This window comes from Actinoplanes palleronii (assembly GCF_016862315.1).
GTDB lineage: Bacteria > Actinomycetota > Actinomycetes > Mycobacteriales > Micromonosporaceae > Actinoplanes > Actinoplanes palleronii.
Genome location: NZ_BOMS01000014.1, coordinates 104,514 through 129,886 on the forward strand (window position 1 = coordinate 104,514; position 25,373 = coordinate 129,886).

24 protein-coding genes, 1 tRNA gene and 1 pseudogene are annotated in these 25,373 nt (G+C 70.9%); 16 read left to right on the plus strand and 10 right to left on the minus strand.

Annotated features, from left to right (window positions below):
* Positions 1-40 precede the first annotated feature (40 nt).
* Together Apa02nite_RS04310 and Apa02nite_RS04315 are read left to right on the plus strand one after the other, a co-directional pair.
* On the plus strand, positions 41-259 hold the full coding sequence (locus Apa02nite_RS04310) for a hypothetical protein (protein ID WP_067683729.1): 219 nt from the start codon (positions 41-43) through the stop codon (positions 257-259).
* Between the two features lie 124 nt (positions 260-383).
* Positions 384-989, plus strand: a complete 606-nt coding sequence (locus Apa02nite_RS04315) for a TetR/AcrR family transcriptional regulator (RefSeq protein WP_203823927.1) — start codon at positions 384-386, stop codon at positions 987-989.
* A gap of 60 nt (positions 990-1,049) precedes the next feature.
* Here the strand turns inward: Apa02nite_RS04315 and Apa02nite_RS04320 are convergent, their stop codons facing one another.
* Both Apa02nite_RS04320 and gltX read right to left on the minus strand, forming a co-directional pair.
* Positions 1,050-1,694, minus strand: coding sequence for a hypothetical protein (locus Apa02nite_RS04320; RefSeq protein WP_239164118.1), 645 nt, complete (start codon positions 1,692-1,694; stop codon positions 1,050-1,052).
* Positions 1,695-2,065: 371 nt separating this feature from the next.
* A complete protein-coding gene (gltX, locus tag Apa02nite_RS04325; protein ID WP_203823929.1) occupies positions 2,066-3,475 on the minus strand; it encodes a glutamate--tRNA ligase in 1,410 nt (469 codons plus the stop codon).
* 108 nt (positions 3,476-3,583) lie between these two features.
* On the opposite strand from gltX, the gene Apa02nite_RS04330 reads away from it, so the two are divergent.
* A complete protein-coding gene (locus Apa02nite_RS04330; protein ID WP_203823930.1) occupies positions 3,584-4,117 on the plus strand; it encodes a dihydrofolate reductase family protein in 534 nt (177 codons plus the stop codon).
* Between the two features lie 6 nt (positions 4,118-4,123).
* Here Apa02nite_RS04330 and Apa02nite_RS04335 read toward each other — a convergent pair.
* Positions 4,124-4,584 (minus strand): annotated as a pseudogene (locus tag Apa02nite_RS04335) (methyl-accepting chemotaxis protein); the annotation flags it as partial.
* Between the two features lie 20 nt (positions 4,585-4,604).
* On the opposite strand from Apa02nite_RS04335, the gene Apa02nite_RS52580 reads away from it, so the two are divergent.
* Complete coding sequence (locus tag Apa02nite_RS52580; RefSeq protein ID WP_203823931.1) at positions 4,605-4,913, plus strand: hypothetical protein; 309 nt, start codon at positions 4,605-4,607, stop codon at positions 4,911-4,913.
* 83 nt (positions 4,914-4,996) lie between these two features.
* Here Apa02nite_RS52580 and aceE read toward each other — a convergent pair whose 3' ends face one another.
* Positions 4,997-7,735: a pyruvate dehydrogenase (acetyl-transferring), homodimeric type gene (gene aceE, locus Apa02nite_RS04345; protein ID WP_203823932.1), complete on the minus strand. Its 2,739-nt coding sequence runs from the start codon at positions 7,733-7,735 to the stop codon at positions 4,997-4,999.
* Between the two features lie 174 nt (positions 7,736-7,909).
* Positions 7,910-8,323 carry a YjbQ family protein gene (locus tag Apa02nite_RS04350; RefSeq protein WP_067683707.1) on the minus strand — a complete coding sequence of 138 codons (414 nt, stop codon included), beginning with the start codon at positions 8,321-8,323 and terminating at the stop codon, positions 7,910-7,912.
* A 155-nt stretch (positions 8,324-8,478) separates the two neighbouring features.
* Here Apa02nite_RS04350 and Apa02nite_RS04355 point away from each other — a divergent pair, with 155 nt between their 5' ends.
* The 4 genes from Apa02nite_RS04355 (at position 8,479) to Apa02nite_RS04370 (ending at position 11,973) form a co-directional block, all read left to right on the plus strand.
* Positions 8,479-10,761 (plus strand): transketolase C-terminal domain-containing protein, encoded by a 2,283-nt coding sequence (locus tag Apa02nite_RS04355; RefSeq protein ID WP_203823933.1) that lies wholly within the window; start codon positions 8,479-8,481, stop codon positions 10,759-10,761.
* Between the two features lie 98 nt (positions 10,762-10,859).
* Positions 10,860-11,291 carry a DUF3052 domain-containing protein gene (locus Apa02nite_RS04360; RefSeq protein ID WP_067683704.1) on the plus strand — a complete coding sequence of 144 codons (432 nt, stop codon included), beginning with the start codon at positions 10,860-10,862 and terminating at the stop codon, positions 11,289-11,291.
* A gap of 72 nt (positions 11,292-11,363) precedes the next feature.
* Positions 11,364-11,828 carry a peroxiredoxin gene (locus Apa02nite_RS04365; RefSeq protein ID WP_203823934.1) on the plus strand — a complete coding sequence of 155 codons (465 nt, stop codon included), beginning with the start codon at positions 11,364-11,366 and terminating at the stop codon, positions 11,826-11,828.
* Positions 11,829-11,898: 70 nt separating this feature from the next.
* A tRNA-Val gene (locus tag Apa02nite_RS04370) sits at positions 11,899-11,973 on the plus strand.
* A 148-nt stretch (positions 11,974-12,121) separates the two neighbouring features.
* Here Apa02nite_RS04370 and Apa02nite_RS04375 read toward each other — a convergent pair.
* Together Apa02nite_RS04375 and Apa02nite_RS04380 are read right to left on the minus strand one after the other, a co-directional pair.
* Positions 12,122-12,628 (minus strand): hypothetical protein, encoded by a 507-nt coding sequence (locus Apa02nite_RS04375; protein ID WP_203823935.1) that lies wholly within the window; start codon positions 12,626-12,628, stop codon positions 12,122-12,124.
* Positions 12,629-12,686: 58 nt separating this feature from the next.
* A complete protein-coding gene (locus tag Apa02nite_RS04380; protein ID WP_203823936.1) occupies positions 12,687-13,223 on the minus strand; it encodes a ribonuclease FAU-1 family protein in 537 nt (178 codons plus the stop codon).
* 213 nt (positions 13,224-13,436) lie between these two features.
* Here Apa02nite_RS04380 and Apa02nite_RS04385 point away from each other — a divergent pair, with 213 nt between their 5' ends.
* Positions 13,437-14,276 (plus strand): hypothetical protein, encoded by an 840-nt coding sequence (locus Apa02nite_RS04385; RefSeq protein ID WP_203823937.1) that lies wholly within the window; start codon positions 13,437-13,439, stop codon positions 14,274-14,276.
* Positions 14,277-14,411: 135 nt separating this feature from the next.
* Here Apa02nite_RS04385 and Apa02nite_RS04390 read toward each other — a convergent pair whose 3' ends face one another.
* The gene (locus tag Apa02nite_RS04390; protein ID WP_067683686.1) at positions 14,412-15,065 is read right to left on the minus strand and encodes a bifunctional DNA primase/polymerase; all 654 of its coding nucleotides are present in this window, start codon (positions 15,063-15,065) and stop codon (positions 14,412-14,414) included.
* Positions 15,066-15,310: 245 nt separating this feature from the next.
* Here Apa02nite_RS04390 and Apa02nite_RS04395 point away from each other — a divergent pair, with 245 nt between their 5' ends.
* The 6 genes from Apa02nite_RS04395 to Apa02nite_RS04420 all read left to right on the plus strand — a co-directional run bounded on the left by Apa02nite_RS04395 (position 15,311) and on the right by Apa02nite_RS04420 (position 21,251).
* Positions 15,311-16,537, plus strand: coding sequence for a helix-turn-helix domain-containing protein (locus tag Apa02nite_RS04395; protein ID WP_067683683.1), 1,227 nt, complete (start codon positions 15,311-15,313; stop codon positions 16,535-16,537).
* A gap of 49 nt (positions 16,538-16,586) precedes the next feature.
* Positions 16,587-17,171, plus strand: coding sequence for a flavoprotein (locus Apa02nite_RS04400; RefSeq protein WP_203823938.1), 585 nt, complete (start codon positions 16,587-16,589; stop codon positions 17,169-17,171).
* A gap of 19 nt (positions 17,172-17,190) precedes the next feature.
* On the plus strand, positions 17,191-18,042 hold the full coding sequence (locus Apa02nite_RS04405; protein ID WP_203823939.1) for a Nif3-like dinuclear metal center hexameric protein: 852 nt from the start codon (positions 17,191-17,193) through the stop codon (positions 18,040-18,042).
* Positions 18,039-18,773: a zinc ribbon domain-containing protein gene (locus Apa02nite_RS04410; RefSeq protein ID WP_067683673.1), complete on the plus strand. Its 735-nt coding sequence runs from the start codon at positions 18,039-18,041 to the stop codon at positions 18,771-18,773. Before Apa02nite_RS04405 ends, Apa02nite_RS04410 begins: the two co-directional genes overlap by 4 nt.
* On the plus strand, positions 18,770-19,879 hold the full coding sequence (locus Apa02nite_RS04415) for a bifunctional RNase H/acid phosphatase (RefSeq protein ID WP_203823940.1): 1,110 nt from the start codon (positions 18,770-18,772) through the stop codon (positions 19,877-19,879). Before Apa02nite_RS04410 ends, Apa02nite_RS04415 begins: the two co-directional genes overlap by 4 nt.
* A 79-nt stretch (positions 19,880-19,958) precedes the next feature.
* Positions 19,959-21,251: a glycoside hydrolase family 18 protein gene (locus tag Apa02nite_RS04420; RefSeq protein WP_203823941.1), complete on the plus strand. Its 1,293-nt coding sequence runs from the start codon at positions 19,959-19,961 to the stop codon at positions 21,249-21,251.
* Positions 21,252-21,280: 29 nt separating this feature from the next.
* Here the strand turns inward: Apa02nite_RS04420 and Apa02nite_RS04425 are convergent, their stop codons facing one another.
* Positions 21,281-22,819: a sugar transferase gene (locus tag Apa02nite_RS04425; protein ID WP_239164119.1), complete on the minus strand. Its 1,539-nt coding sequence runs from the start codon at positions 22,817-22,819 to the stop codon at positions 21,281-21,283.
* 266 nt (positions 22,820-23,085) lie between these two features.
* Between Apa02nite_RS04425 and Apa02nite_RS04430 the strand changes: the two genes are divergently transcribed.
* Positions 23,086-24,180 (plus strand): LCP family protein, encoded by a 1,095-nt coding sequence (locus Apa02nite_RS04430; RefSeq protein ID WP_239164120.1) that lies wholly within the window; start codon positions 23,086-23,088, stop codon positions 24,178-24,180.
* A 3-nt stretch (positions 24,181-24,183) separates the two neighbouring features.
* Here the strand turns inward: Apa02nite_RS04430 and Apa02nite_RS04435 are convergent, their stop codons facing one another.
* Entirely contained in the window at positions 24,184-25,371 is a 1,188-nt protein-coding gene (locus Apa02nite_RS04435; RefSeq protein ID WP_203823942.1) for a hypothetical protein, read from the minus strand.
* Positions 25,372-25,373 lie beyond the last annotated feature (2 nt).

Below are 25,373 nucleotides of genomic sequence, written 5' to 3' on the forward strand. Positions count from 1 at the left end.
CAACCGATCGACAGCCGAACCCGCGGATCGAGGAGGCGAGATGATGGACCGGGACGATGTGACACGTACCGAGATCGATGCCGTCCTTGAGGACCTGCCATCGGCGTCCGAAGAAGAACCGATCGTCGTGTCGGAGGAGCCGGGCCGTGTCGGCTGCCGTACCGAGCTGCGCGGCTGGGCCGGTGCTCACCTGCACGGTGCGGTGCGCCCGCGCCGCCGGGCCGCCGGTCGCGGCCGCCCTCCGGGCCGCTGGTGCTGACCGGCGCTCCGCGCGATTTTCTGGTACGACGGGAAAGCCCACGCACACCTCGAACGGGTGAGTGGGAGGGGCGCCCCGGGCGCGTTTCGCGAGCCGGGGCGGTCCGAGTGACCACGGTGAACGGGTGGACGACAAGAGACGGCTGATCCTGGACCAGGCGCTCGCCCTCGTGGACGAGCGCGGTCTGGCCGCCATGTCGATGCGGGCGGTCGCCGAGCGGGTCGGGCTCACCTCGATGGCGCTGTATCCGTACGTCGGAGGCAAGGACGCCTTGCTCGACGGTCTGGTGGATCTGCTGCACCTGGAGTTGGGCACCGCGGTCGGTGACGATCTCGCGGACATCGAGTGGCCGGAGCGTCTGCGGGCCCTGGGCCGCGCGGTCCGGGCGCTCGCGCACGCCCATCCCAGCGCGTTCCCGCTGCTGCTGAACCGTTCCGCGGCAGCGGCCTCGGCCTCCTGGGTGACCGCCGCCCTGCGCGGCATCCTGCACGACGCCGGGGTGGGTGACCGCGACGTGCCGCGGCTGGCCCGGATGATCTGTGCCTTCCTGCTCGGCTACACCACCGGTGAGGTCACCGGTGGCCTGCCGGTCGTGCTGTCACCCGGCGAGGGTGAGCCGGCCGGCGAGCCGTGGGAGCGCGACGGCGATCCGGCGGCCGGTCAGGCCGAGTTCGACGCCGACCTCGAGGACCTGGTGGGCCTGGTCGGGCGGACGGTGCGCGCCCGGTGAGACGCCGACCGCCCCGGTCCCGGCGAGGCCGGTCACGGGGCGGTGCGGTGGTGCGGAGTCTCAGACCCGGCGACGGATCAGGAACGCCATGCCGGCCAGGCCGGTCAGGATGACCAGCAGGACCGCGCCGTTCAGCAGGATCAGCCGGCGCATCTGACCGAACAGCTCGGGCACCCCGGTGGCCGGGTCGAGCTGGTCGGCGCTCAGGTTCTCGCCGACGCCGCCGCCGATGCCGCCGTTGACCACGTCCGGCTTCGCCTTCAGCGGCACGCCGGACAGGCGCAGCGACTCGGACATCGAGAGCCGGCCGTAGAACCAGCCGTCCACCTTCTTGCTGCCCGGCCGGTGTGCCCGCGGACCGCCGACGGCCAGCGGATACAGCTCGTACGTCTGGTTGACGGTCTCTTTGACCAGCAGCTTCACGGTGTACTTCGGGCCCAGCTTGGCGGCCTTCGGTGTCGTGGTCTGCGGTGTCGCCGAGGCCAGCCAGCCGACCTCGTCCATCAGCATCCGGAACAGTTTCGGATCCTCGGACTGCAGGACGGTGATCCCCTCAGCCGCCACGTTCTGCCCGGTGATCTGGACCGTGGTCGGCTGCGGTTTCGGCTTCGGCTTGACGGTCGGCCTCGTCGCCGACGCCGTGCCGATGCCGGTCTGCCCGGCGGGCGTGGCATGTGCCGCCGCCGGAGTCGTGCCGAGTGCCAAAACCGCCGCGATAGCCCATGCGCCGGCCGCCGTAGACACCCGTTTCATAGCTCGTCGAACCACCATCCGACCTCCCCCGCCCGTGGATGACATGGTTGCGTGAACCGCTGCTCGTGCCCGGCGACGACCGGGACACGGCGGCGCCTCCAGCCTTCCCGAGCACCGGCCCGGCCGCATCTCGCAGCAGGGTGAATTGGAGCCATGTGGGGGGACGTGCGCGGAGGGCGTTAGCCGCCGTTGATCAGCGGCCGAATATTAACGTGTCCCCGCAATCCGTGGGGGCGGCGGCCACCCATGTAGCGGACGGTCTCACCGCATTCGACGACCTGCTATGGCGGCAGGCCGTCGAATGCGGTAAAAGGGGTCGTACGTTACGAAAGGCGTGCGCGGGCCGCGGCGATCCGGGCCAGCGCGCGGTCCCGGCCGAGCACCTCGATCGACTCGAAGAGCGGCAGGCCGATCGTCCGGCCGGTGACCGCGACGCGGACCGGCGCCTGGGTCTTGCCCAGCTTCAGCCCGCGCGCCTCGCCGACCTGCTCGAGCGCGGCCTTGAGCGCGTCGGCGCTCCACTCGGTGAGCTCGCCGAAGGCGGCCGCGGCGCCGTCCAGGATGTCGGCCGCGCCCTCCTTCATCGCCTTCGCCCAGGACGCGTCGTCCTGGACCGGCTCGTCGAGGAAGAAGAAGTCGACGTACTCCACGATCTCGGAGAGCACCGCGATCCGGGTCTGTGCCAGCGGGGCGATCGTTGCGAAGACCTCGGAGTCGAACTTCTCCGGGTCCCACGGCGGGGTCGCGATGGTCTCGGTCCCGGACAGCCACGGCGCGCAGACCTGGGTGAACTCCGTCGAGGAGAGCGCCCGGATGTACTCGCCGTTGAACGCGCGCAGCTTCTTCACGTCGAAGAACGCCGGCGCGTGGTTCACCTCTTCGATCTTGTACTCCGCCTCGACCACCGACCACGGGACGATCTCCCGGTCGCCGGTGGGCGCCCAGCCGAGCAGCATCAGGTAGTTGCGCATCGCGGCGGCGAGATAACCCTCGTCCCGGTACGACTCGAGGGCGACCTTGTCGCGCCGCTTCGACAGCTTCTGCCGCTTCTCGTTCACGATCACCGGGACGTGGCCCCAGACCGGCGGGGTGACGCCGAGCGCCTCCCAGAGCAGCTGCTGCTTCGGCGTGTTCGGCAGGTGCTCCTCGGCGCGGATCACGTGGGTGATCCCCATGCTCATGTCGTCGACCACGTTGGCCAGCAGGAACACCGCCGAGCCGTCGCTGCGGGCGATGACGAAGTCCTCGAGCAGCTTGTTCTCGAAGGTGGGCTTGCCGCGGACCAGGTCGACGACCACCGTCTCGCCCTCGTCCGGCGTGCGGAAGCGCAGCGCGCGCCCCTCGCCCGGGCCGAGTGCGCGCTCGCGGCAGAAGCCGTCGTAGCCGATGTGCGTGTTGCCGGTGCGGGCGATCACGTCCTCGCGCTTGCAGTCGCAGTAGTAGGCGCGGCCTTCGCCGTACAGCCGGGTGGCTGCGGCGGTGTGGTCGGCGGCGTAGGACGACTGGAAGTGCGGTCCCTCGTACGTCCCGCGTTCGATGCCGATCCAGTCGAGGGCCGAGATGATGCCCTCGGTCCACTCGGGCCGGTTGCGGGCCGCGTCGGTGTCCTCGATCCGGAGCACGAAGACACCCCCGTGCTGCTGGGCGTAGATCCAGTTCTGCAGCGCCGAGCGGGCGCCGCCGACGTGGAACATGCCGGTGGGTGAGGGTGCGAAACGTACGCGAACAGTCACGCCCCCAGCCTACCGAGGTCCGCGATGGGTATTTGACATGGCGGGGCGGAGGGGCATACGTTACCAACCAGTTAATTAACGCATCGGTTAAATAAGGAGCTGACGGGCATGGGCAAGGTTGTCGCGGTGGAATATGTGACCCTCGACGGCGTCTTCGAGGAGCCGTCCTGGAGCGGGCCGTACTTCAACGAGGAGCTCAGCGCCTGGCAGGCGGAGAACCTGCGCGAGGCCGGCGCGCTGCTGCTCGGCCGGCGTACCTACGAGGGCTTCAAGGCCGCCTGGCCGCAGATGGAGGCGGAGACCGGTGACTTCGGGGCGAAGATGAACGCGATGCCCAAGCACGTGGCGACCACCACGCTGAGCACCCCGGAGTGGAACGCGAGTTTCCTGGCGGGCGAGCCGGCCGAGGCGGTGGCCAAGCTGAAGACCGAGCCGGGGAACCTGCTGATCAACGGCAGCGCCACCCTGGTCAACTACCTGACCCGGCACAACCTGATCGACGAGTACCGGATCATGATCTTCCCGGTGGTGCAGGGCGAGGGCCGCAAGCTCTGGGACGACGGCACCAAGATCGCGCTGTCGCTGACCGGTTCCTGGACGACTGCGACCGGCGTCCAGGTCGTCACGTACGTCCCGGCCTGAGCCCGGTCAGACGGTGAACCGGCCGACCAGCCCGGTCAGCCGCTGCGCGGTGGCGTGCAACTCGTCCGCGGCCCGGTGCGCGACCGCCACCGACTCCCGGGTGCCGTCCACCGCGCCGCTGACCGAGCTGATCCCGTCCGCGATCTCCCGGCTCCCGCCGGCCGCCTCGGCGATGTTGCGGCCATCTCGGCGGTCGTCGCGGCCTGCTCCTCGACCGCCGCGGCGGTCGCCGTCTGATAGTCGTTGACCTGGGCGATCCGAGCCGCGATCGCGTCGATCGAGCTGACCGCGCGGGCGGTGTCGGTCTCGATCGCGGCGACCCGGGCGGTGACGTCCTCGGTCGCCCGGGCGGTCTCCTGGGCCAGCTCCTTGACCTCGCCGGCGACCACCGCGAAGCCCTTGCCGGTCTTGCCGGCCCGGGCCGCCTCGATCGTCGCGTTCAGCGCCAGCAGGTTGGTCTGCTCGGCGGTGCCGCGACACGGTCCGCTTGGCCTGGCTGACCTGGTTCGTCACCGCCCAGGTGACGCGCCGGCCGGACACCCGCAACCCGCCGTGCATGCTGAGCAGCCCGTCGGCGCTGTGCATGCCCAGGTTCACCCCGCGCTGCACCTCGTCGCCGACCGAGGAGACCAGGGTGCTCACGTCCCGGGTGGCCCGGCCCAGCTCGGCGTCGTTCTGCCGGACCACCGCCCGTTCGGTGCTGCTCGCGAACCGGTCGCTCTGCCACGCGCCGACGAGCACCAGGACCAGAGCGGTGCCGAGCACGCTGCCGGGTCCGAGGATCAGAAGTTTGTGACTGATACGCGGCCCAAACCGGCATTCTCGGACAAAAATACGGGGCCCGTCGCGGAAAGCGACGGGCCCCGGGAAATCAGGCGATCAGCTGTCGCCGCCGGTCTCGCCGACCGGCGCCGCGGTGACGTCGTCGATCGCGTACTTCTTGGCGGCCTCGCCCGGCACGTGCATCGGGATCTTGCCGCGCAGCGCGAGCTCGCGCAGCGTGGCGACGGTGACCGACTCGGCGTCCACGTGGAAGTGGCGGCGCAGCGCGTGCCGGGTGTCGCTCATGCCGAACCCGTCGGTGCCCAGCGAGGTGTAGCCGTTCGGCACCCAGCGCGCGATCAGGTCGGGCACCGCCCGCATCCAGTCGCTGACCGCCACCGACGGTCCCTCGGTGCCTTCCAGCTTCTGCTGGATGTGCGGCTTGCGCGGCTGGTCGCTCGGGTGGAGCAGGTTGTGCTCCTCCGCCTCGATGGCGTCGCGGCGCAGCTCGCTCCACGAGGTGACCGACCACACGTCGGCGCTCACGCCCCAGTCCTGTGCGAGCAGGTCCTGCGCCTTGAGTGCCCAGCGCATGCCGGTGCCGGACGCCAGCAGCTGCGCCTTCGGCCCCGTCGTGGCCGGGGCCTCGGCGTACCGGTAGATGCCCTTGAGCAGGCCCTCCACGTCCACGTTCTCGGGCTCGGCGGGCTGCAGCGCCGGCTCGTTGTAGATCGTGAGGTAGTAGAAGATGTTCTCCTGATGCTCGCCGTACATGCGGTGCAGGCCGTTCTCCATGATGTACGCGATCTCGAACGCGAACGCCGGGTCGTACGCCACCACGGCCGGGTTCGTCGCCGCGATCAGCAGCGAGTGCCCGTCCTCGTGCTGCAGGCCCTCACCGTTGAGCGTGGTGCGCCCGGCGGTGGCGCCGAGCAGGAAGCCGCGGGTCATCTGGTCGGCGGCCGCCCAGAGCTCGTCGGCGGTCCGCTGGAACCCGAACATCGAGTAGAAGATGTACAGCGGGATCATCGGCTCGTCGTGCGTCGCGTACGACGTGCCGGCCGCGATGAAGCTCGCGGTCGACCCGGCCTCGTTGATCCCCTCGTGCAGGATCTGGCCGTTCGTCGCCTCCTTGTAGGACAGGAAGAGCTCCCGGTCCACCGAGGTGTACGTCTGGCCGTGCGGCGAGTAGATCTTCTTGGTCGGGAAGAGCGAGTCCATGCCGAACGTGCGGGCCTCGTCCGGGATGATCGGCACCCACCGGGCGCCGAAGTCCTTGTCCCGCATCAGGTCCTTGAGCAGGCGGACGAACGCCATCGTGGTGGCGATCTTCTGCTTGCCGCTGCCCCGCTTGATGTCGCCGAAGACCTTCGACTCCGGGATCTTCAGCGACTTGGCCTTGGTGCGCCGGGACGGGATCGAGCCGCCCAGGTCACGCCGCCGCTCCATCATGTACTGGTACTCGTCGGACTTCTCGCCCGGGTGGAAGTACGGCGGGAGGTAGGGGTTCTCCTCCAGCTGCTTGTCGCTGATCTCCAGGTAGAGCCGGTCCCGGAAGCCCTTGAGGTCGGGCAGCGTCAGCTTCTTCATCTGGTGCGTGGCGTTGCGCGCCTCGAAGTGCGAGCCGAGCGTCCAGCCCTTGATGGTCTTGGCGAGGATCACCGTCGGCTGGCCGGTGTGCTCGGTCGCCGCCTTGTAGGCCGCGTAGAGCTTGCGGTAGTCGTGCCCGCCGCGCTTGAGGTTCCAGACCTCGTCGTCGGACATGCTCTCGACCAGCTTGCGGGTGCGCGGGTCCCGGCCGAAGAAGTGCTCGCGGACATACGCCCCGGACTCGCCCTTGTAGGTCTGGTAGTCACCGTCGGGCGTCGCGTTCATCAGGTTGACCAGCGCGCCGTCGGTGTCCGCGGCGAGCAGCGAGTCCCACTCGCGGCCCCAGACGACCTTGATGACGTTCCACCCGGCGCCGCGGAAGAAGGACTCCAGTTCCTGGATGACCTTGCCGTTGCCGCGGACCGGACCGTCCAGGCGCTGCAGGTTGCAGTTGACCACGAAGGTGAGGTTGTCCAGCTCCTCGCGGGCGGCCACGCCGATCGCGCCGAGCGACTCGACCTCGTCCATCTCGCCGTCGCCGAGGAACGCCCAGACGTGCTGCTGGCTGGTGTCCTTGATGCCGCGGTTCTGCAGGTAGCGGTTGTACCGCGCCTGGTAGATCGCGTTCATCGGACCCAGGCCCATGCTGACCGTCGGGAATTCCCAGAAGTTCGGCATCAGCCGGGGGTGCGGGTACGACGGCAGGCCGCCGCCCGGGTGGCTCAGCTCCTGGCGGAAGCCGTCCAGCTGGTCGGTGCTGAGCCGGCCCTCGAGGTACGCCCGGGCGTACATGCCGGGGGAGGCGTGACCCTGGTAGAAGATCTGGTCGCCACCGCCCGGGTGGTCCTTGCCCTTGAAGAAGTGGTTCATGCCGACCTCGTAGAGGCTGGCACTGGACGCGTACGACGAGATGTGGCCTCCGACGCCGATCTCGGGACGCTGCGCGCGGTGCACCAGCATGGCGGCGTTCCATCGGACGTACGCCCGGATCCGCCGCTCGACGAACTCGTCGCCCGGGAACCACGGCTCGCGCTCCGGCGGGATGGTGTTGATGTAATCCGTGGACGTCAGTGGCGGAACGCCCACCTGTCGTTCGCGAGCGCGCTCCAGTAGGCGCAACATCACGTAACGGGCTCGTTTGGCGCCGCGTTCATCGATGACTCCGTCGAGGGACTCGATCCATTCGTTTGTTTCCGAAGGGTCGATGTCCGGAAGCTGGCTCGGCAGGCCATCGCTGATCACCGGGCGCTTGCGCTCCGTGGCCACAGGCAATCCTCTTGGTGTGAGTGTCGGAACCGGTGCGATCAAGGTGGCGTATCGCCCGGAGGCCTCCATCCTGCCTCTTAACGGTGGGCGTCGTCACGCCTAACGGTCGGCGTAGCGATCCGCGACACATGTACTGATCAGTAACTTTGCGCATTACCCGATTCGGGGCGGAAGTCACCCGGCCAGGAACGAGAAACGGACCTGGCGCACCGGGTTGTCGCCGTTCGGGTCGACCAGGCAGATCGACTGCCAGGTGCCGAGCGCGATCCGGCCGCCGAGCACCGGCAGGCTGGCGTACGGCGGGATCCAGGCGGGCAGCACGTGATCACGGCCGTGCCCGTGCGAGCCGTGCCGGTGCCGCCAGGTGTCCTCGGCCGGCAGCAGCGCGTCGATCGCGGTCAGCAGGTCGTCGTCGGAGCCCGCGCCGGTCTCGATGATCGCCAGCCCGGCCGTCGCGTGCGGCACGAACACGTGCAGCAGGCCGTCCTTCTCGGACGCCACCGCGTCCAGGAACCGCTCGGCCTCGCGGGTCACGTCGACGACGACGGGGGCGTTCCCGGTCCGTACGGTGATCACTTCGGTACGCATCCGGCGAGCCTATGTGTACAGATCGAGCAGCAGGAACACGGTCGCGGCGAAGGTCAGCCAGGCAGCGCAGAGTGCCAGCCGGAGCGCCGCGCACCACATGATCATCCAGGTATCACACCACCACGCCGCCCGGCCCCGCCTGAAGATCGAGATGCGTGATCGGAATCCGGCGGGTGGCAGCACTCGCCCGGGTCCGTAATGCTGGCCTGGTGACCACCCCGCAAAGCCTCGACGAGCGGTTCCGCGAAGCGGTCTCGGCCCTGCGACCACCGGAGCGCCCGCGGGCGCCCGGCGACCCGGTCCGGGACGGCGTGACACTGACCGGCGCCCGTGCCCTGGAACTGTTCGACGCTCAGCTCACCGCCCGCCACCTCGATCTCGCCGCGCGCTGGCTGCGCAGCTTCAACGAGGGTTTCCACACCGTCGCGTCGGCCGGTCACGAGGGCAACGCGGCGGTCGCCGCGGCGCTGCGCGGCGACGATCCGGCCCTGCCGCACGACCGGGCCGCGGCGTTCTACTGCGTCCGGGCGGCGTACCGCGCGGATCCGCCCGGCATCGATCCGGCCAAGCGGATGGAGGACGCCGCCCGGGACATCCTGCGCGGCGTGGTGGCGTCGGTGCGGGACCCGATCAGCGGCGGTCGCGACAAGGTCTTCGGCAACGCCGAACTGCATCTGGTCCCGGTGGTCTCCGCGCCGGCGGGTCACCTGCCGCGCGCGGTCGGCCTGGCGTACGCCCTGGGCCGCTCACCCGACCCGCGCTGGCCCGCCGACGCCATCGTGACGGCCACCTTCGGCGACGACGGGGTCGACCGGCCCGGTGCGGCCGCGGCCCTGCACGCGGCCGGCTGGCACGACCGGGCCGGCCAGCAGATCCCGCTGCTGCTGGTCTGCGAGGACGACGCACCCGGCGGCCCCGCCCCGGACGGCTGGGTGGCGACGGTGCTGCGCGGGCGGCCCGGGGTGCGGTACTCCTACGCCGACGGCGGTGACCTGGCCGCCGTGTTCGACGCCGCGGCCGAGGCCGCCGAGTACGTCCGCCGCGAGCGCCGCCCCGCGGTGCTGCACCTCGGCACGGTGCTGCTGCTGGGCCGTCCCGGCGACCCGGAGCCCGGCGCCGACCTGGACCGCGACCCGCTGGTCGGCACCGCCCGGCTGCTGGTCGAGGCCGGCCTGCTCGGCCCGGACGACGTGATCACCCGGTACGACGAGGTCGGCTGGCAGGTCCGCAAGGCCGCCGAGGAGGTGCTCGGCGAGCCCAAGCTGGCCACCGTCGGCGAGATCGTCGCCTCCCTCGCGCCGCGCCGCCCGCTGCGGGTCGCGCACGCCATCGCCGACGCCGCGAGCCGGGCCACCGGCGCGGGCGGGGCGAACCGGGGCCGGGTCTTCGGCGGGCGGCTGCCCGAGCAGGCCGGGCCGATGACCCTGGCGCAGACCATCAACGCCACCCTCACCGACGCCCTGGCGGCCCGGCCGGGTCTGCTGGTCTTCGGGCCCGGCACCACCCGGGGCGGGCGCCACGGTGTCACCGCGGGGCTGCGCGAGCGGGGCGGCGAGCGGGTCTTCGACACCCCGCCGGACGCCACCAGCGTGATCGGGCTCGCCCTGGGCGCCGGGCTGGCCGGTCTGCTCCCGGTGCCCGAGTTGCCGGATCTGGCCGGTCTGCACAGCGGCGAGGACCAGATCCGGGCCGAGGCGGCCACCATGTCGTTCCTCTCCGCGGGCGCCTATCGCAACCCGCTGGTGCTGCGCGTCCCGGCGCTGGCCGACCCGTACGGGCTCGGTGGTCACCTGGCCAACGACAACTCGGTCGCGGTGCTGCGGGACGTGCCCGGGCTGGTCGTCGCGGCGCCGTCGCGGGCCGAGGACGCCGCGCCGATGCTGCGCACCTGCCTGGCCGCCGCCGAGGTGGACGGGAGCGTCTGCGTGTTCCTGGAACCCGCGTCGCTGTATCAGACGAGGGACCTCTATCAGCAAGGCGACAACGAGTGGCTGGCGCCCTATCCGGGCCCCGATCAGTGGGCCGGTGAGCACGCTCCGATCGGCCGGGCACGCATCTACACCCTGGGCACGGCGCAGGACCTCACCATCGTCACGTACGGTGGCGGGGTGCGGATGTCCCTGCGAGTGGCGGCCCGATTGGCCGCCGACGGCTACGGCACCCGGGTTGTCGATCTTCGGTGGCTGAACCCGCTGCCCGTCGCTGACCTGGTGCGCGAGTCTCTGGCGACCGGCCGGGTGCTGATCGTCGACGAGACCCGCCGCTCCGGCGGGGTCGGCGAGGGCGTGCTCGCGGCGCTCGTCGACGGGGCGTTCGTCGGATCCGCCCGCCGGGTGGCCGCGGCTGACGCTCCGGTTCCGTTGGGCCCGGCGGCACAGCACGTGCTGGTGGGAGAGGATGCCATCACTCAGGGTGCCCATGCTCTGCTGGCGCGGTAAATTGCCACACACCCGGTGCGCCACTTGCGCCTCGGCCCCGGAGTGTGTGGACTACCCCCAGGTTTTCAGTGGATTTTACGGCTAGGAGGATTTGGACAGTGAGCGCGACCGCGGGTCAGGCCGACGGCGTACGCAGCCTGGCGGACCGGTTCGGCTTCGAGCCGAGCATGGTGGTCATGGAGATGGGTTACGACGACGATGTCGACGAGGATCTCCGTGAAGCCCTGACCGAACGCGTTGGTGATCTGGTCGACGAGGACACCGATGAGGTCGTCGACGCGGTGCTGTTGTGGTACCGCGATGGCGATGGTGACCTGTTCGAGCTGCTCACCGACGCTCTTGGCCCTCTGGCCGACAATGGCGTGGTGTGGTTGCTGACGCCCAAGGCCGGCCGTGACGGACATGTCGAACCGAGTGAGGTGAGCGAGTCGGCACCTACCGCCGGCCTGCAGCAGACCTCGACGGTGAATGCCGGCAAGGACTGGACCGGGGCACGGCTGGTCTCTCCGCGAGGCGCCAAGAAGAAGTAGCTCGCTGTCCGCCCGCCCAGGTCGGCGTCCCCTCCCGGACGCCGACCTCATCGGCGCGGTTAGGCTGGGCAGATGCCGATCGAAGTGGGCCGGCCGGCGCCGGATTTCCTGCTCAAGGACCAGAACAACCAGGACGTGGGCCTTGCCGGCTTTCGCGGCCGCAAGGCGGTGTTGCTGGTGTTCTATCCGCTCGCGTTCAGCCGGCGTTGCCACGGCGAGCTGACCGAGATCCAGGAACACCTGCCGGAGTTTGCGAACGAGCACGTGCAGGTGCTCACGCTCAGCGTGGACTCGGTCTACAGCCACAAGGTCTGGGCGGAGCAGGAGAGCTTCACCTTCCCGCTGCTGGCTGATTTCTGGCCGCACGGCGAGGTGGCCCGGGCGTGGGGGGTCTTCAACGAGGAGACCGGCTTCGCCAACCGGGGCACGTTCCTGGTGGACCGGGACGGTGTGGTCAGGTTCGCCGAGATGACCGGCCCGGGCGAGTCCCGTGACCAGTCGGCTTGGCGGCAGGCCCTCACCGCCCTGACCGCCTGACGGCGCTCCGCGGCTCTTCCGGGAGCCGATCCGCGGCAGGGTAGGATGACCTCCGCGGCGCAGCCGTGCCGGGCGCGTAGCTCAGTGGGAGAGCACCCGCCTTACAAGCGGGGGGTCGTAGGTTCGAAACCTACCGCGCCCACCAATGCCGAATGCCCCCGATCCGCGCAACCGCGGGCCGGGGGCATTCGTCGTCTTCCCGCCTGCCGATCCTTGTCCTGCGGGCGCCTCGGCCGGGCCGGAGCGTGCCCTGGCCGGTGGGCCGGGTGCCGGACCGGCCCACCGTCGCCGGGTCAGGTGGCCGCCGCCGGGCCGGCCGCCGCCGGATCGGGCGGGGGCGGGCGCCAGCGGCCGCCGGGTGGGATCTCGCCGAGGTGCTCCAGCCGGGACCGGATGCCGCCGGCGGTGCGGCCGAACTCGGCGGCGAGCCCGGCCTGGCCGGCGCCCTGCCGATAGCGCGAGCGGAGCCGCTCGTCGTCGGCCGGCGCCCAGCGGGCGCCCCGGTTGGGGGCCCGGCCCCGCTGGACCGGGACCCGGGCCGGGCCGGGGGCGGTGCGGCCGGTCATCGCGATCAGGCCGGCCAGGGTGGTGGTGAGCACCTCGGTGAGTGCGGCCAGGTCGTCGGGCGCGAGGATGCCGCTCATCTCGCTCACCACCTGGCCGTCGCCGTCGCTGCTCACGATGCAGAGGTCGAGCCGCTGGTCCTCGGCCGGGAAGACGGTGACCTGGTAGTCGGTCTCGCCCAGCAGGAGACGGCGATCGAGGGTGATCGGGGCGTCGCGGAGTGCTGTGTCGGTCATGGTGTGACGGTAGGGCTACCCTCTGACAATTTCCGGGGTGCGCCGGCCGGGCGGCCGGTCAGCGGAAGCGGCGCCACCGGCGTGCCGGTGCGGCGGCCCGGGCGAGCCATCCGCGGTAGTGCCCGGCGAACGGCTCGGCGCCGCCGGTCAGCGCCGCGTGCAGCTCGGCGGTCGCGGCGGTGGCCGCGGTCACCACGTCGTCCGGGTAGCCGAAGCGGACCCGGTGCTCGGCGAACTCGTCCTCGTCGTCGACCACCACCCGGCCGTCGCGCAGGCGGATCAGGTCGAGGTCCAGGTCGACCAGGGTGAACTCGCCGGGAGCGGTGCGCCGGGCCGGGGTGGTCACGTCGCAGTAGATCTCCGAGCGGCTCGGCGCGGCCGTGAACGTCGCCATCCACCAGCTGTCCCGCGGGACCAGCCGGACCGCGTCGGAGCGGGTCCACGAGATCCGGCGCAGGCCGTAGCTGTAGCGCACCGTGGTGCCGCGCGGGGTGCCGATCCAGGTGCCGAACTCGTCCTCGCCGAGCAGCCGCCCGGTGACCCGGCGGTGCGGCCGGCCGTCGTACTTGCGCAACACCAGATCGACCGTGTCCACGACCGCGACGATAGCCCGCCGTCCGGCAACCGGACGGATCCGGAACGCAACGGGGGTGCACCCGGGCGCGGCTCATGTCCGGGGGCCGGCCACCGATTGCTGTTGTTACCTGCGGGAACGACCGCGGTGGGCGGGTCCGGCCGGTTCCCCCCGGCGAGTCGGGCCCGCCCGGCGGCTGCGCATCGGGCACTTTGATCACGACGGAGGCCGGCGATGAGCGTGGACCTGCACATCGGCGCCGACTCCGAGAAGGTCGTGATCTCGGCGACCCGGGTACGGACCCGGGCCGGACGGGCGCGCTCACGTCGTACCGGATCGATGGTTGAAGCCGTGCCCCGGCCGCCTGCCGTGCGCACCCGCGAGGTTCGCATCGTGCGGACCGCGCGCCTCGCCCTGCCGCTGCTGTTCGCCTCGGCCCTGCTGTCCGCCACCGGGCTCACCTGGTGGCTGCCGGCGACCGTGAGCGCGGCCCTGGTCGTCTGGTTCTGGCGGTGGCAGGCCCGCGCCGCACAGATCGCCGCGTTCGCGGCACCTCGCGACCCGGAGTCCCGGGTGCTGTGGACCGAGCCGGAGCGCGCGGCGTTCGAGCGGGCCGTCACGGTCTCGCACCGGGTGCGCCGGACCTGGCCCGCGCTCGGCGACATGATCGACCCGGGGCTCGCCGACCACACGCTCACCCGGGCCCTCGACGAGCTGGCCGGACTGCTGGCCCAGCGGCAGGAGCTGCGCCGGGTCCGGGCCGGCCTGGACGCGACCCGGGACGCCGACATCCCGGCGGACAGCCCGGCCCGGTTCGCCGCGGACGCGCAGTGGGAGCGGGCCGACGAGCTCTGGCGGGAGACCGGCGCGGCGGCCAACCGCATCCTGCGTGCGATCGACAGCGCGGCCCGGGCCGGTGAGAGCTTCATCCGGGAACAGCAGGTGGCCGCGACCGCCCGGCACGCCGAGCGGGCGCTCGCCCGGGTCAGCGGGGTGCCGGCCGCGGCGAGCGGGCCGGAGCTGGCCGACCGCACCGATGCCGTGATCGCCGCCTACCGCGAGCTGGCCGCCTGAATTTTCACTCATCTGTTCACTCGTGTGGGTGACTCGCACCACGTCGGGGTGTGGGATACCTTGTCGGGTGACATGTGTACCCGTGCCCACACCCGGCACCCGGCCGCCGACAGCGACACTGTGGCGGCCGGTGGGTCAGGCCGCCCGGCGCAGGCTGGACAGCTGACGGGGGATGACCGGCCTGCGGGGCGCCCGGGTGGCGCTCTCGGCGAGCATCTCCTGCACCCGTTCCGGGTCGGGCAGGATCCAGTCCACCGCCGACGGCGGGACCTCCCAGCGGACCGGTCCCTCCACCATCCGGCTCGGTGGCGCCGGGATCCACGAGTTCTGCGCGTGGTGCACCACGTCCATGCGCAGGTCCAGTTCGGACCGGAGCGGACTGCCGGGCCGGACCAGGAACATCCAGCGCCCGGCCGCGGTGACCGCGACCGGACCGGCATCGCCGGCGTGCCGGTCGACGGCCGGGCGGCCCAGCATCGCCGGCACCTCCAGCACGTCGAAGGTGTCGCCGGTGGTGAGCAGCACGTTGTGCGGCCGGCGCCGCCACCACCCGGCCACCCGGGTGGGATCGACGGTGGCCGACTCGGCGAGCGAGTCGACGGCCGGATGACAACCCGTGATCGGGCACCCGGGGCGACCACAGTCGAACCGGCGACCGGTCAGATAGGAGCCGGGCGCCACTGCCCAGCCGTGTTCGGCGTAAGCCAGCGCGGCCCGGCGCAGGCGCACCCGGTCAAGTCGATCGAGAAGCGACGGTCGGACGAACGGCTGACGGTTGGTCCACTGCATAGCCCAATTCCTCCCGGATCCGGGTCTGCTGCCGTCGTGTCGGGCGTTCCAGCCGTATCCCAGCGAGACGAACGTCGTTGGGCCGATCAGATCCACCCTTTGCAAGTTGCATAAAAAACTACGAGCATCGGTGAGCAGGCGATCACACACGTTGTGCGATCTGTACATACGTGAGCGGTCCACACTGCAGATCACTGGATGACTCACCGGCGGGAATGAGTCGCCGGGTGAGTGGGGGAGGCACCGTGGACGAGCTGCCGATCGGCCGCCGCGTCGCCTACTGGCGGGGCAGGCGCAAGATGTCCCAGCAGGTCTTTGCGGACCGGCTGGGCAAGAGTAAGAGCTGGGTCGACAAGGTGGAGCGGGGGGTTCGCCGACTCGACAAGTTCTCCGTGGTCTACGACATCGCGGATGTGCTCCAGGTCGATGTCCAGCTGTTGCTGGGCAAGGAGGTGGAGCGCAAGCCGGAGACGCAGAACTGCATCGACCAGGTGGAGGTCGAGGAGATTCGTGCGGCTCTGGAGCGTTATGACCAGATGAGTGCGTTCTTCCAGGCTGTGCCGCAATCGCCACCGCTGGCAGAGATGCACAAAGCGGTCAGCCACGCCTGGCTGACGTACCAGCACGCGAAGTACGGCGTCCTGGCCCGGGCGCTGCCCAAGCTGCTGCGCGACGCACAGGCGGCGGACAGCGCGCACGCCAACAGTGAACAGGCGTCGAAAGCCGCGCACCTGCTCGGGCAGGTCTACCAGATCGCCTCGTCGGCACTGCGGAAGGTGGGCGAGCACGAGCTCTCCTGGCTCGCCGCGGACCGATCGATCGCGGTCTCCCAGCGGGCCGGCGACCAGTTGCTGGCCGGCCTGGCCAGCTATCGGGTGGGCAGCGCGCTGCTCGCGCTCGGCCGGGTCCGCCCGGCGCTGGAAGTCAACGTCAACATCGCCAACCGGCTCGCGCCGGGACCGGACCGGCCCGAGGCCGACCAGCTCTCGGTGTACGGGATGTTGCTGCTCAACGGCGCGATGGCGGCGTCCCGGATCGGGGACAGCGCGACCGTGCGCGACCTGCTGAGCGGCGCCGAGCAGGCGTCCCTGCAGCTCGGTGGCGACTTCAACCACTACTGGACCTGTTTCGGTCCGACGAACGTGAAGCTGCACCGCTGTGCCACCGCCGTCGAGCTCGGTGACGGCCGGACCGCGGTGGAGACCCACGAGAACATGGACTTGGCGGGCTTCAACGCCATGCTCCCGGAACGGCGGGCGCACCACTTCCTGGACATCGCCCGCGGCTACACCCAGATCGGCGACGTGGAGAAGGCCGGCGAGATGCTGCTGGAGGGCGACCGGCTCGCCCCCTCGGAGATCCGCTGCCGCCCGCTCGCCGCGGAAGTCCTTTCCGACGTGCTACGGCGGACACGGGGCACGCCGCCGGCTCCGATCGCGGAGCTGGCCGAACAGATGGGAGTCGGCGTATGAGGGGAGCCGTTAGTCCGTTTCCGGACGGCGGGTGGGGGGTCCGCGGGTAATGATGGGCAACCCCTCACCCGGTGTGCTGTACGTCCTCGTGTGCGGATCGCCGATGGCCCGCGACGTCGGGCTCCTCGTCGGCATGGCCCAGCGTGACGGCTGGGAGGTCTGCGTGATCACGACACCGGACGGTCGCAAGTTCGTCGACGTGACGGCCTTGCAGGCGCAGACCGGACATCCGGTGCGTACGTACTACAAGAGTCCCGGCGACCCGGACGTGCTGCCACCGGCCGACGCGATGATCGTCGCACCGGCCACCGTCAACACGGTCAACAAGTGGGCCGCCGGGATCACCGACACGCTGGTGCTCGGACTGCTGGTGGAGGGGTACGGGTATGGCGTGCCGACCGCCGTCGTCCCGTACACCAACAAGGTCATGGCGCTGCACCCGTCGCTGCACGACAGCCTGGCCAAACTCCGCGACTGGGGGGTGCACGTGCTCTACGGCGAGGACGTGTGCCGGCTCGGTGGCCCCGGCCAGACCGACCGGTTCCGCGGCCAGTTCCCGTGGCGGCGTGCCCTCCAGGCGGTCAGCAGCCCGGTCACGGCGTCGAGCCGAGTCGAGCCGGGAGCGGTTTCCTAGCCGTATAGAGTTTGCGCTCGTGACGGAGCCTGCCGCTGTACCGACGGTTCGCCAGGTGGTTGATGCCTTGGACGGACGTTATCCGCGGAACTGGGCGGAATCCTGGGACCGGGTCGGTCTGGTGCTCGGCGAGTTCGAGCACGCCGTCGCCCGGGTCCTCTGCGTCGTGGACTGTGTGCCGGAAACCGTCGACCAGGCTCTCGAGGTCGGTGCCGACCTGATCGTGGCGCATCACCCATTGCTGCTCAAGCCGGTGTCCTCGATCGCCCCGGACACCTTCAAGGGGCGGATCGTGCACCGGCTGATCCGTGCCGAGGTGGCGCTGTTCACCGCGCACACCAATGCCGACGTCGCCAACCCGGGCGTCTCCGACGCGCTCGCCGCCCGGCTCGGCCTGACCGGGTTGCGCCCGCTGGCGCCGGCCGAGGGCGCGGCTGCCGGTGGTGGTCGTGGCGCGGGCCGGATCGGCGAGCTGGCCGAGCCGCTCACCCTGGCCGAGCTGACCGCTCTCGCGGCCGCGCGGTTGCCGGCCACGGCGGGCGGGGTGCGCGCCGCTGGGGATCCGGAGCGGGTGATCCGTACGATGGCGGTCTGCGGTGGCGCCGGCGACTCTTTCCTGACCGAAGCGGCCCGGGCCGGGGTCGACGCGTATCTTTGCGCGGACCTGCGGCATCACCCGGCCGGCGAGCATCTCGCGAACGACGGCCCGGCGCTGCTCGACGCCGCGCACTGGGCGACGGAGCGACCCTGGCTCGACGACGTGGCCGCCTGGCTGCGCGCGGAATTCCCCGTCGATGTGGTGGTGTCCGACCTGGACACGGATCCCTGGACCGTTCATACCGCCTCTGCGCATAAGGAGACCCACCCGTGAAGGCCGCCCCAGAAGCCCAGCGTCGCCTGCTCGACCTGCAGGCTGTCGACACCGCCCTGGCTCAGCTGGCGCACCGCCGCAAGAGCCTGCCCGAGCTCGCCGAGATCGAGGCGGCGTCCCGGGAGATCTCCGCGCTGGAGGACGAACGGGTCCGCGCCCAGGTCACCGTCGACGACCTGGACCGGGACATCTCCCGGTTCGAGAAGGACATCGAGCAGGTCCGGCTGCGCAAGGACAAGGACCAGAAGCGGCTTGACTCCGGCGCCGCGATGCGGGAGATCGACGGCCTGCAGCACGAACTGGCCACGCTGAAGCGGCGGCAGTCCGAGCTGGAGGACGCCGAGCTGGAGCTGATGGAGCAGCGCGAGGCCGGTGTCGCCGGGCTGGCCGACGTGCAGGCCCGGATCGCCGCGGCGGTGCAGCGGCGCAACGACGCCGAGAAGCGGCGCGACAGCACGCTCGACGAGATCACCAAGGAGCAGGAGTTCAAGTCGGGGGCCCGCGGCCCGCTCGCCGGTGACCTGCCGGCCGACCTGGTCACCCTGTACGACAAGATCCGTGCCGACTCCGGGATGGGTGCCGCGCTGGTCTACGCCGGGCGCTGCGGCGCGTGCCGGATCGAGCTGTACGGCGCCGACCTGAACCGGGTGAAGACCGCACCGGCCGACGAGGTGGTGCGCTGTGAGGAGTGTCGCCGGATCATGGTGCGCACGTCGGAGTCCGGGCTGTGAGCGGTGACCTGCGGGTCGTCGTCGAGGCCGACGGTGGTTCCCGGGGCAACCCGGGCCCGTCCGGGTACGGCGCGGTGGTCAAGGACGCGGTGACCGGCGAGGTGCTGCTGGAGCGGTACGCCGCCCTCGGCACCGCCACCAACAACGTCGCGGAGTACTCCGGCCTGATCGCCGGTCTGCGCGCCGCCGCCGAGCTGAACGCCACCCGGGTCGACGTCCGGATGGACTCCAAGCTGGTGATCGAGCAGATGGCCGGCCGCTGGCAGATCAAGAACTCCGGGCTGCGTCCGCTCGCCGCCGAGGCGGCCGGTCTGGTCGCCAAGTTCGACGAGGTCACCTACGGCTGGATCCCGCGCGAGCGGAACAAGGACGCCGACGCCCTGGCCAACCGGGCGATGGACGAGGCGGCCGGCAAGACGACGCCGGAGCGGGTGGAGCGCGAGCTCACCGTCCCGAAGCCGCGGTCCTGGGCGCCGCCGTCGCTGGAGAACGCCACCCGCCTGATCCTGGTGCGGCACGGCGAGACCGCGATGACGTCGCAGGGCCGGTACTCGGGCCGTGGCGACGTGCCGCTCACCGACGCGGGCGAGGCGCAGGCGATGGCCGCCGGTGGGCGGGTGGCCGGGCTGTCCCGGGACGTCGGCGCGGTGCTGGCCTCGCCGCTGGTCCGGTGTGTGCGGACCGCCGAGCTGATCGCGGCCGAGACCGGTGGCCTGCCGGTGACGGTGATGGACGACCTGATCGAGTGCGACTTCGGGCTCTGGGAGGGCAAGACCTTCGCCGAGGTGCAGGAGGGCTGGCCGCGGGAGATGACGGGCTGGCTGGAGTCGACGAGTGTGGCGCCGCCGCAGGGTGAGTCGTTCCAGACGGTGGCCAAGCGGGTCCGTGGCGCGCTGGCGAAGATCATTGAGGCGTACCCGGGTCAGACCGTCGTGGTGGTCTCGCACGTCTCGCCGATCAAGCTGATCCTGCGGGACGCGCTGGCCGCCGGTGACGCGTTCCTGCACCGGTTGTTCCTGGACGCGGCCGGGGTGTCCACCATGGACGTCTGGCCGGACGGCAACATCGCGGTCCGCTCGGTCAACGAGACGGCCCATCTTCGATAGAAGTTGTTGACCCTCCAGGGTGAGACGTTTAGTTTCCTCGATTAGGAAACTTTCTTCACCGTTTCGCCCTGGAGGGCTCATGAACGGTTTCACCCGTCGTCTCATCGCCGTGACAGCGGCCGCCACGGCCGCCACGGCCGTCGTGGCCACGGCGCCGGTGCCGGCGCAGGCCCATAGCAGCTCGTACGTCAAGGTCGGCTACTTCACGCAGTGGGGCATCTACGGCCGCGACTTCCAGCTGGCCAAGGTGCAGAAGTCCGGTGCCGCCGCCCGGCTCACCCACCTCAACTACGCGTTCGGCCCGGTGACCGCGGACGGTGTCTGCGCCTCCGCCGACCCGTGGGCCGACTGGCAGACCCCGTTCTCCGACGCGAACAGCGTGGACGGTGCCGGTGACGTGGCCGGCCAGCCGATCGCCGGGAACCTCAACCAGCTCGCCGAGCTCAAGAAGAAGAACCCCAAGCTGCGGGTGCTGATCTCGCTGGGCGGCTGGAGCGGCTCGGCGTACTTCTCGGACGCGGCCCTGACCGACGCCTCCCGCAAGAAGCTCGTCTCGTCCTGCGTGGACCTCTGGGTCAAGGGCAACCTGACCGGTCTCCCCGACGGCGTGGGCGCCGGCATCTTCGACGGCATCGACCTGGACTGGGAGTGGCCCGGCTCGTCCGGCAACGACGGCAACGTCATCCGGCCCGAGGACAAGCAGAACTTCACCCTGCTGGCCGCGGAGTTCCGGGCCGAGCTGGACAAGCTCGGCAAGGCGAACCGCCGGCACTACGACCTGACCGCGTTCCTGCCGGCCGCGCCCGCGAAGATCGACGCCGGCTTCGAGGTCGCCAAGATCTTCAAGTACCTGGACTTCGGCACCCTGCAGGGCTACGACTACCACGGCACGTGGGAGGCGAAGACCAACCAGCAGTCCGCGCTGCGGGTACCGGCCGGCGCGCCGGACAACCCGGACTTCTCGGTCGAGAACACGGTCAACGCCTGGCTCGCCGGTGGCGCGCCGAAGCGCAAGCTGGTGCTCGGCCTGCCGTACTACGGCCAGGGCTGGACCGGGGTGACCGGTAGCGGCAACGGGCTGTTCCAGCCGGCCGCCGGCCCGGCGCCGGGCGTCTTCGCCGCCGGCACCGAGGACTTCAAGACGCTCAAGCAGCTGCCGGCGCAGGGTTACACCGTGCACCGCGATCTGCGCAACGGTCACGCCTGGCTGTTCGACGGCAAGACCTTCTGGACGTACGACGACCCGGCCGTGCTGCTGCAGAAGACCCTCTACATCCGGTCCCGGGGCCTGGGTGGCGCGATGATGTGGTCGCTCGACGGTGACGACGACAAGGCCACCCTCACCAAGACGGTGTCGCTGGGCCTGATCTGAACCGCCCGGGGGACGCCGGCCGTCCGCGGTCAGCGTCCCCCGGCGCGCAGCACCTCGGCCATCGTCCGCAGCACCACCTTGACGTCCAGCCAGAGCGACCAGTTCTCGATGTAGTAGTTGTCGAACCGCGCCCGGTCGGAGATCGGGGTGTCCCCGCGCAGGCCGCTCACCTGGGCCAGCCCGGTCAGGCCGACCGGTACCCGGTGGCGCATCGCGTACTCCGGGTAGTCGTGCGAGAACCTGTCGACGAAGTACGGCCGCTCCGGTCGCGGGCCGACGATGCTCATGTCGCCGCGCAGCACGTTCCACAGCTGGGGCAGCTCGTCCAGCGAGGTGCGCCGCAGGATCCGCCCGATCGGGCCGACCCGCGGGTCGTGCTGGATGTTCCAGTTGGTCTGCGACTCCTGGTCGTCCACCGGGCGCATCGATCGGAACTTGAGCAGGTCGAACGGCGCGCCGTGCCGGCCGATCCGCTGCTGGCGGAAGATGATCCCGGGGCCGCCCTCGAGGCGTACGGCCAGCGCGCAGAGCAGCATCACCGGGCTGAGCAGCAGCAGGGCCGCCGACGCGACGAGCAGGTCGGAGGTCCGTTTCACCGCCCACTTCGGGCCGTCGAGCGTCGGACGGCGCAGTCGCACCACCGGGATGGCGCCGATGTGGTCCGGCGCGCCGAGGCCCTGGGAGAACTCGCGCAGCCGGGGCACCATCCAGAGGTCGCAGTCCCGCAGGCCGGGGGAGAGCACGATGGTCAGCAGCCGGCTCTCCGGGCACTCCACGTCCGCGATGATCACCACGTCGCAGTCGGTCTGCTGGACCAGTTTCTCCAGGTCGTCGAGCTTGCCGACCAGGGGCATGCTCTCCCGGCGGTCGTGGCCGGTGCTGGCGACGTCGACGAAGCCGCCGAAGCGCAGGCCGTACTGCGGGTAGCGGCGCAGCAGCCGGGCCAGCTCGACGGCGACCGGGCCGCCGCCCACGATGATCGCGCTGTGCTCGACCCAGCGGCGGCGGCGGGCCATCAGCACCACGAGCCGGCTGGCCAGCCGGCCGGGCAGCAGCAGGATCGCGGAGATCGCGGTGAGCCGCAGGAAGCCGTCCACGTTGTCGATCGAGTCGTGCCGGATCGCGACGGCCATCGCCACCGCGGCGGCGCCGGTCAGCATCCGCAGGTACAGGCCGGGCAGCTCGTCCAGGACGCTGAGGTGGCGGCGGGCCCGGTACAGGCCGCCGACGGCGAACAGCCCGATGGTGACGGCCGCGGCCGAGACGGTGGCCTTCCAGTACTGCTGGCTCCAGGCGATCGGGGCGACCAGGGCCAGCACGTCGGCCGGCAGGGTGGTCATCCAGGCGCGCAGCGGCCGGGTCCGTTTCGCGGCGAGCGACGCCACGTACGGCAGCACCACGGTGGAACCGAGGTCGGTGGGCTCCTCGGTGCGCTGCGCCGGGATCCGGGGGCTGTGCCGGGACGGCGTCCACCAGCCGAACGCGCCGCCCTGATCCGGCTCGCCCGATTCCGTGGTGGTGGGCCCCGGTGGCTGGTGCCCCGGTAGCGCCGGACCGAAGTGCTGCATGGTTGAGGCCCCTGTGCGCCGAACACGGATCACTCCCGTGATTCGAGGCGGATCGTAAGGGTTTGGATCGGTCGATGCCACCCCAGCTCGGGGCATTTGCTGGCTATGTCGTGTTCAATTCCGGGCTGGCAGGGTGCCCGGCGGTGTGACCTTCGCCATTGATGGCGGGTGAAGTGTAGGCATTTGGGTAACGCCACCCGGCGATCACTGTGCACCGGTCACGCGGCGCCCCGTGCCGGGTTGCGAGGATCAGTACCATCTTCGCCATGCCGACCCGAGAGCCGATGTTCGACTCCGACGCCACTGTGATCACGGAGCCGACCGATGCCCCGGACCTGGGCGCGCCCGCGAAGCACAAGAAGCCGCGGAAGAAGTGGAAGATCGTACTGATCGTTCTGCTGGTGCCCGTGGTCCTGGCGAGCATCGGTCTGCTCGGCGGGGTCTGGTACCTCAAATCGGTCGAGGGTGACGTGGTCCGGGTGGACGCGTTCGCCCAGGTGCCGGAGGCCACCCGCCCGCAGAAGGAGGCGGCGGCCGGTGAGGCCACGAACTTCCTGCTGCTCGGCAGCGACTCCCGCGACCCGGAGAACGACGGCGGCTCGCGCAGCGACACGATGATCGTGATGCACATCAACAAGGAGCGGTCCGCCGCCCAGCTGATCTCGATCCCGCGCGACACCTGGGTGCACATCCCCAAGTCGGCGGATGGTCAGCACGGCAACACCAACGCCAAGATCAATGCGGCGTTCGCGTGGGGCGGGGTGCCGCTGATGGTCCAGACCGTCGAGGAGTACACCAGCGTCCGGATCGACCACGTGGCACTGGTGGACTTCTCCGGCTTCAAGGAGATCGTCGACGCGCTCGGTGGCGTCGACATCGACGTGGAGACCGCGTTCACCTCGACCCACTCGCTGAACGCCAACAGCATCCGCAAGTTCGAGAAGGGCCCGCAGACGATGGACGGCGCCGCGGCGCTGGACTACGCCCGCGAGCGGTACTCGTTCAAGGACGGCGACTTCGCCCGGATCCGGCACCAGCAGCAGGTCATCAAGGCGATCCTGAACAAGGCGGTCTCCGGTGGGGTGGCCACCAACCCGAGCCGGCTCAACGCGTTCCTGAAGGCGACCACCAACACGGTGAGCGTCGACAAGGACATGAACCTGGTGACCATGGCGATGGACCTGCGGCACCTGCGCAGCGAGAACCTGGCGTTCTTCACCAGCCCCACCAAGGGCACCGGCACGATCGGTGACCAGAGCGTGGTGCTGGCCGACAAGGCGAAGACGAAGAGCCTGTTCAGCGCGGTCCGCAAGGACGACTCGGCGGCCATCGCCGCCATCGCGGCGGAGAGCACCAAGTAGGTCTCAGACCGAGGCGGGGAGCTGGTCGGCCGCGGTGGCCGGGGTCCGGGCGATCCGGTACGCGAACCACGCGACCACCAGCGCCTCGCTGATCAGCAGCGAGAGCAGCAGATCCGGCACCCGGTGCACCCAGGTCACCGACGCGGCCAGGGCACCGAGGGCGATCACCCGGGAGCCGACCCCGGAGACCAGGTACCGGCGGGGCGCCGCCCAGATCATGTGCCGTACCGACATCCACGTCGCGAACATCAGCAGACCCTTGTACGCGCAGAACGTCGCGACCGTGATCAGGGCCAGGTCCCGCAGGTCCGTGGCGAGCAGCCCGCGCACCCACGGGCTGGCCGTCACCACCACCGACACCGCGACCCAGCCCGCGACGGTGAGCAGCCGGAGCGGGTTGACCAGGCGACTGCGCCGGCCGAGCACCACGTCCTCCCGGGTGGTGGCGGACAGCAGCACGTGGAACGGCCCGAACGCCAGCTCCAGCGCGCGCAGCACGACGACCGCGGCCGGCCCGGCCAGGGCGCCCGCGACCGACGGCAGCGCCACCGAGTAGGCCAGGTCGACCGAGGCCGTGACGAAGTAGGTGGCGCCGGCCCTGAGGCTCGCGACGTAGCCGGGGCGTACCGTCCCGGCCGCCACCCGGCGGTGCAGCAGCAACCAGGCCAGCACCGCGAGCTGTCCCGGCACCGCCGCGACGTCCACCCGGATCCCGGCCAGGGCGAAGGCGCCGCCGCAGACCATGGTCCCGATCGCGACGAGCTGCGGGATGAGGTTGGCCCGGGACGTCGAGCGGGTGCGGGCCTGCGCCCAGAACATCGCCTCCAGCGGCAGCTGGAGCAGGACCGGGGTGAGCATCAGCAGCCGATCGCCCCAGCTCGCCGCGGGCAGCGCGACCGTCGCGGAGACCCCGGCGATCACCGCGACCGGGATCAGGGTGGCGGCCGAGGCCCGCCGGGCCCAGGACTCCACGTCCCAGGTCGCGGGCAGCAGCCCGGCCGAGATCGGCCGGCCGATCAGCGACTCCATCAGCGTGAACGGCAACGCCAGCAGGATGCCCTGCAGGGCGACCAGCGGCAGGCGTGCGGTGTCCGTCCAGGAGGCGAGCAGGAACAGCACCACGCTGGAGAGCCGGGACAACGCCTGCACCGACAGCTGGGAGTGCTGGAGCTTGGTCAGCAGGCGGATCATCG

What these genes read in the sequence shown, in the direction of transcription:
- Apa02nite_RS04310 (WP_067683729.1), top strand. Translation starts at nt 41, where the DNA reads ATGATGGACCGGGACGATGTGACACGTACCGAGATCGATGCCGTCCTT.
- Apa02nite_RS04330 (WP_203823930.1), top strand. Translation starts at nt 3,584, where the DNA reads ATGGGCAAGGTTGTCGCGGTGGAATATGTGACCCTCGACGGCGTCTTC.
- Apa02nite_RS04350 (WP_067683707.1), bottom strand. Translation starts at nt 8,323, where the DNA reads ATGCGTACCGAAGTGATCACCGTACGGACCGGGAACGCCCCCGTCGTC.
- Apa02nite_RS04365 (WP_203823934.1), top strand. Translation starts at nt 11,364, where the DNA reads ATGCCGATCGAAGTGGGCCGGCCGGCGCCGGATTTCCTGCTCAAGGAC.
- Apa02nite_RS04375 (WP_203823935.1), bottom strand. Translation starts at nt 12,628, where the DNA reads ATGACCGACACAGCACTCCGCGACGCCCCGATCACCCTCGATCGCCGT.
- Apa02nite_RS04385 (WP_203823937.1), top strand. Translation starts at nt 13,437, where the DNA reads ATGAGCGTGGACCTGCACATCGGCGCCGACTCCGAGAAGGTCGTGATC.
- Apa02nite_RS04390 (WP_067683686.1), bottom strand. Translation starts at nt 15,065, where the DNA reads ATGCAGTGGACCAACCGTCAGCCGTTCGTCCGACCGTCGCTTCTCGAT.
- Apa02nite_RS04400 (WP_203823938.1), top strand. Translation starts at nt 16,587, where the DNA reads ATGATGGGCAACCCCTCACCCGGTGTGCTGTACGTCCTCGTGTGCGGA.
- Apa02nite_RS04420 (WP_203823941.1), top strand. Translation starts at nt 19,959, where the DNA reads ATGAACGGTTTCACCCGTCGTCTCATCGCCGTGACAGCGGCCGCCACG.
- Apa02nite_RS04425 (WP_239164119.1), bottom strand. Translation starts at nt 22,819, where the DNA reads ATGCAGCACTTCGGTCCGGCGCTACCGGGGCACCAGCCACCGGGGCCC.
- Apa02nite_RS04430 (WP_239164120.1), top strand. Translation starts at nt 23,086, where the DNA reads ATGCCGACCCGAGAGCCGATGTTCGACTCCGACGCCACTGTGATCACG.
- Apa02nite_RS04435 (WP_203823942.1), bottom strand. Translation starts at nt 25,371, where the DNA reads ATGATCCGCCTGCTGACCAAGCTCCAGCACTCCCAGCTGTCGGTGCAG.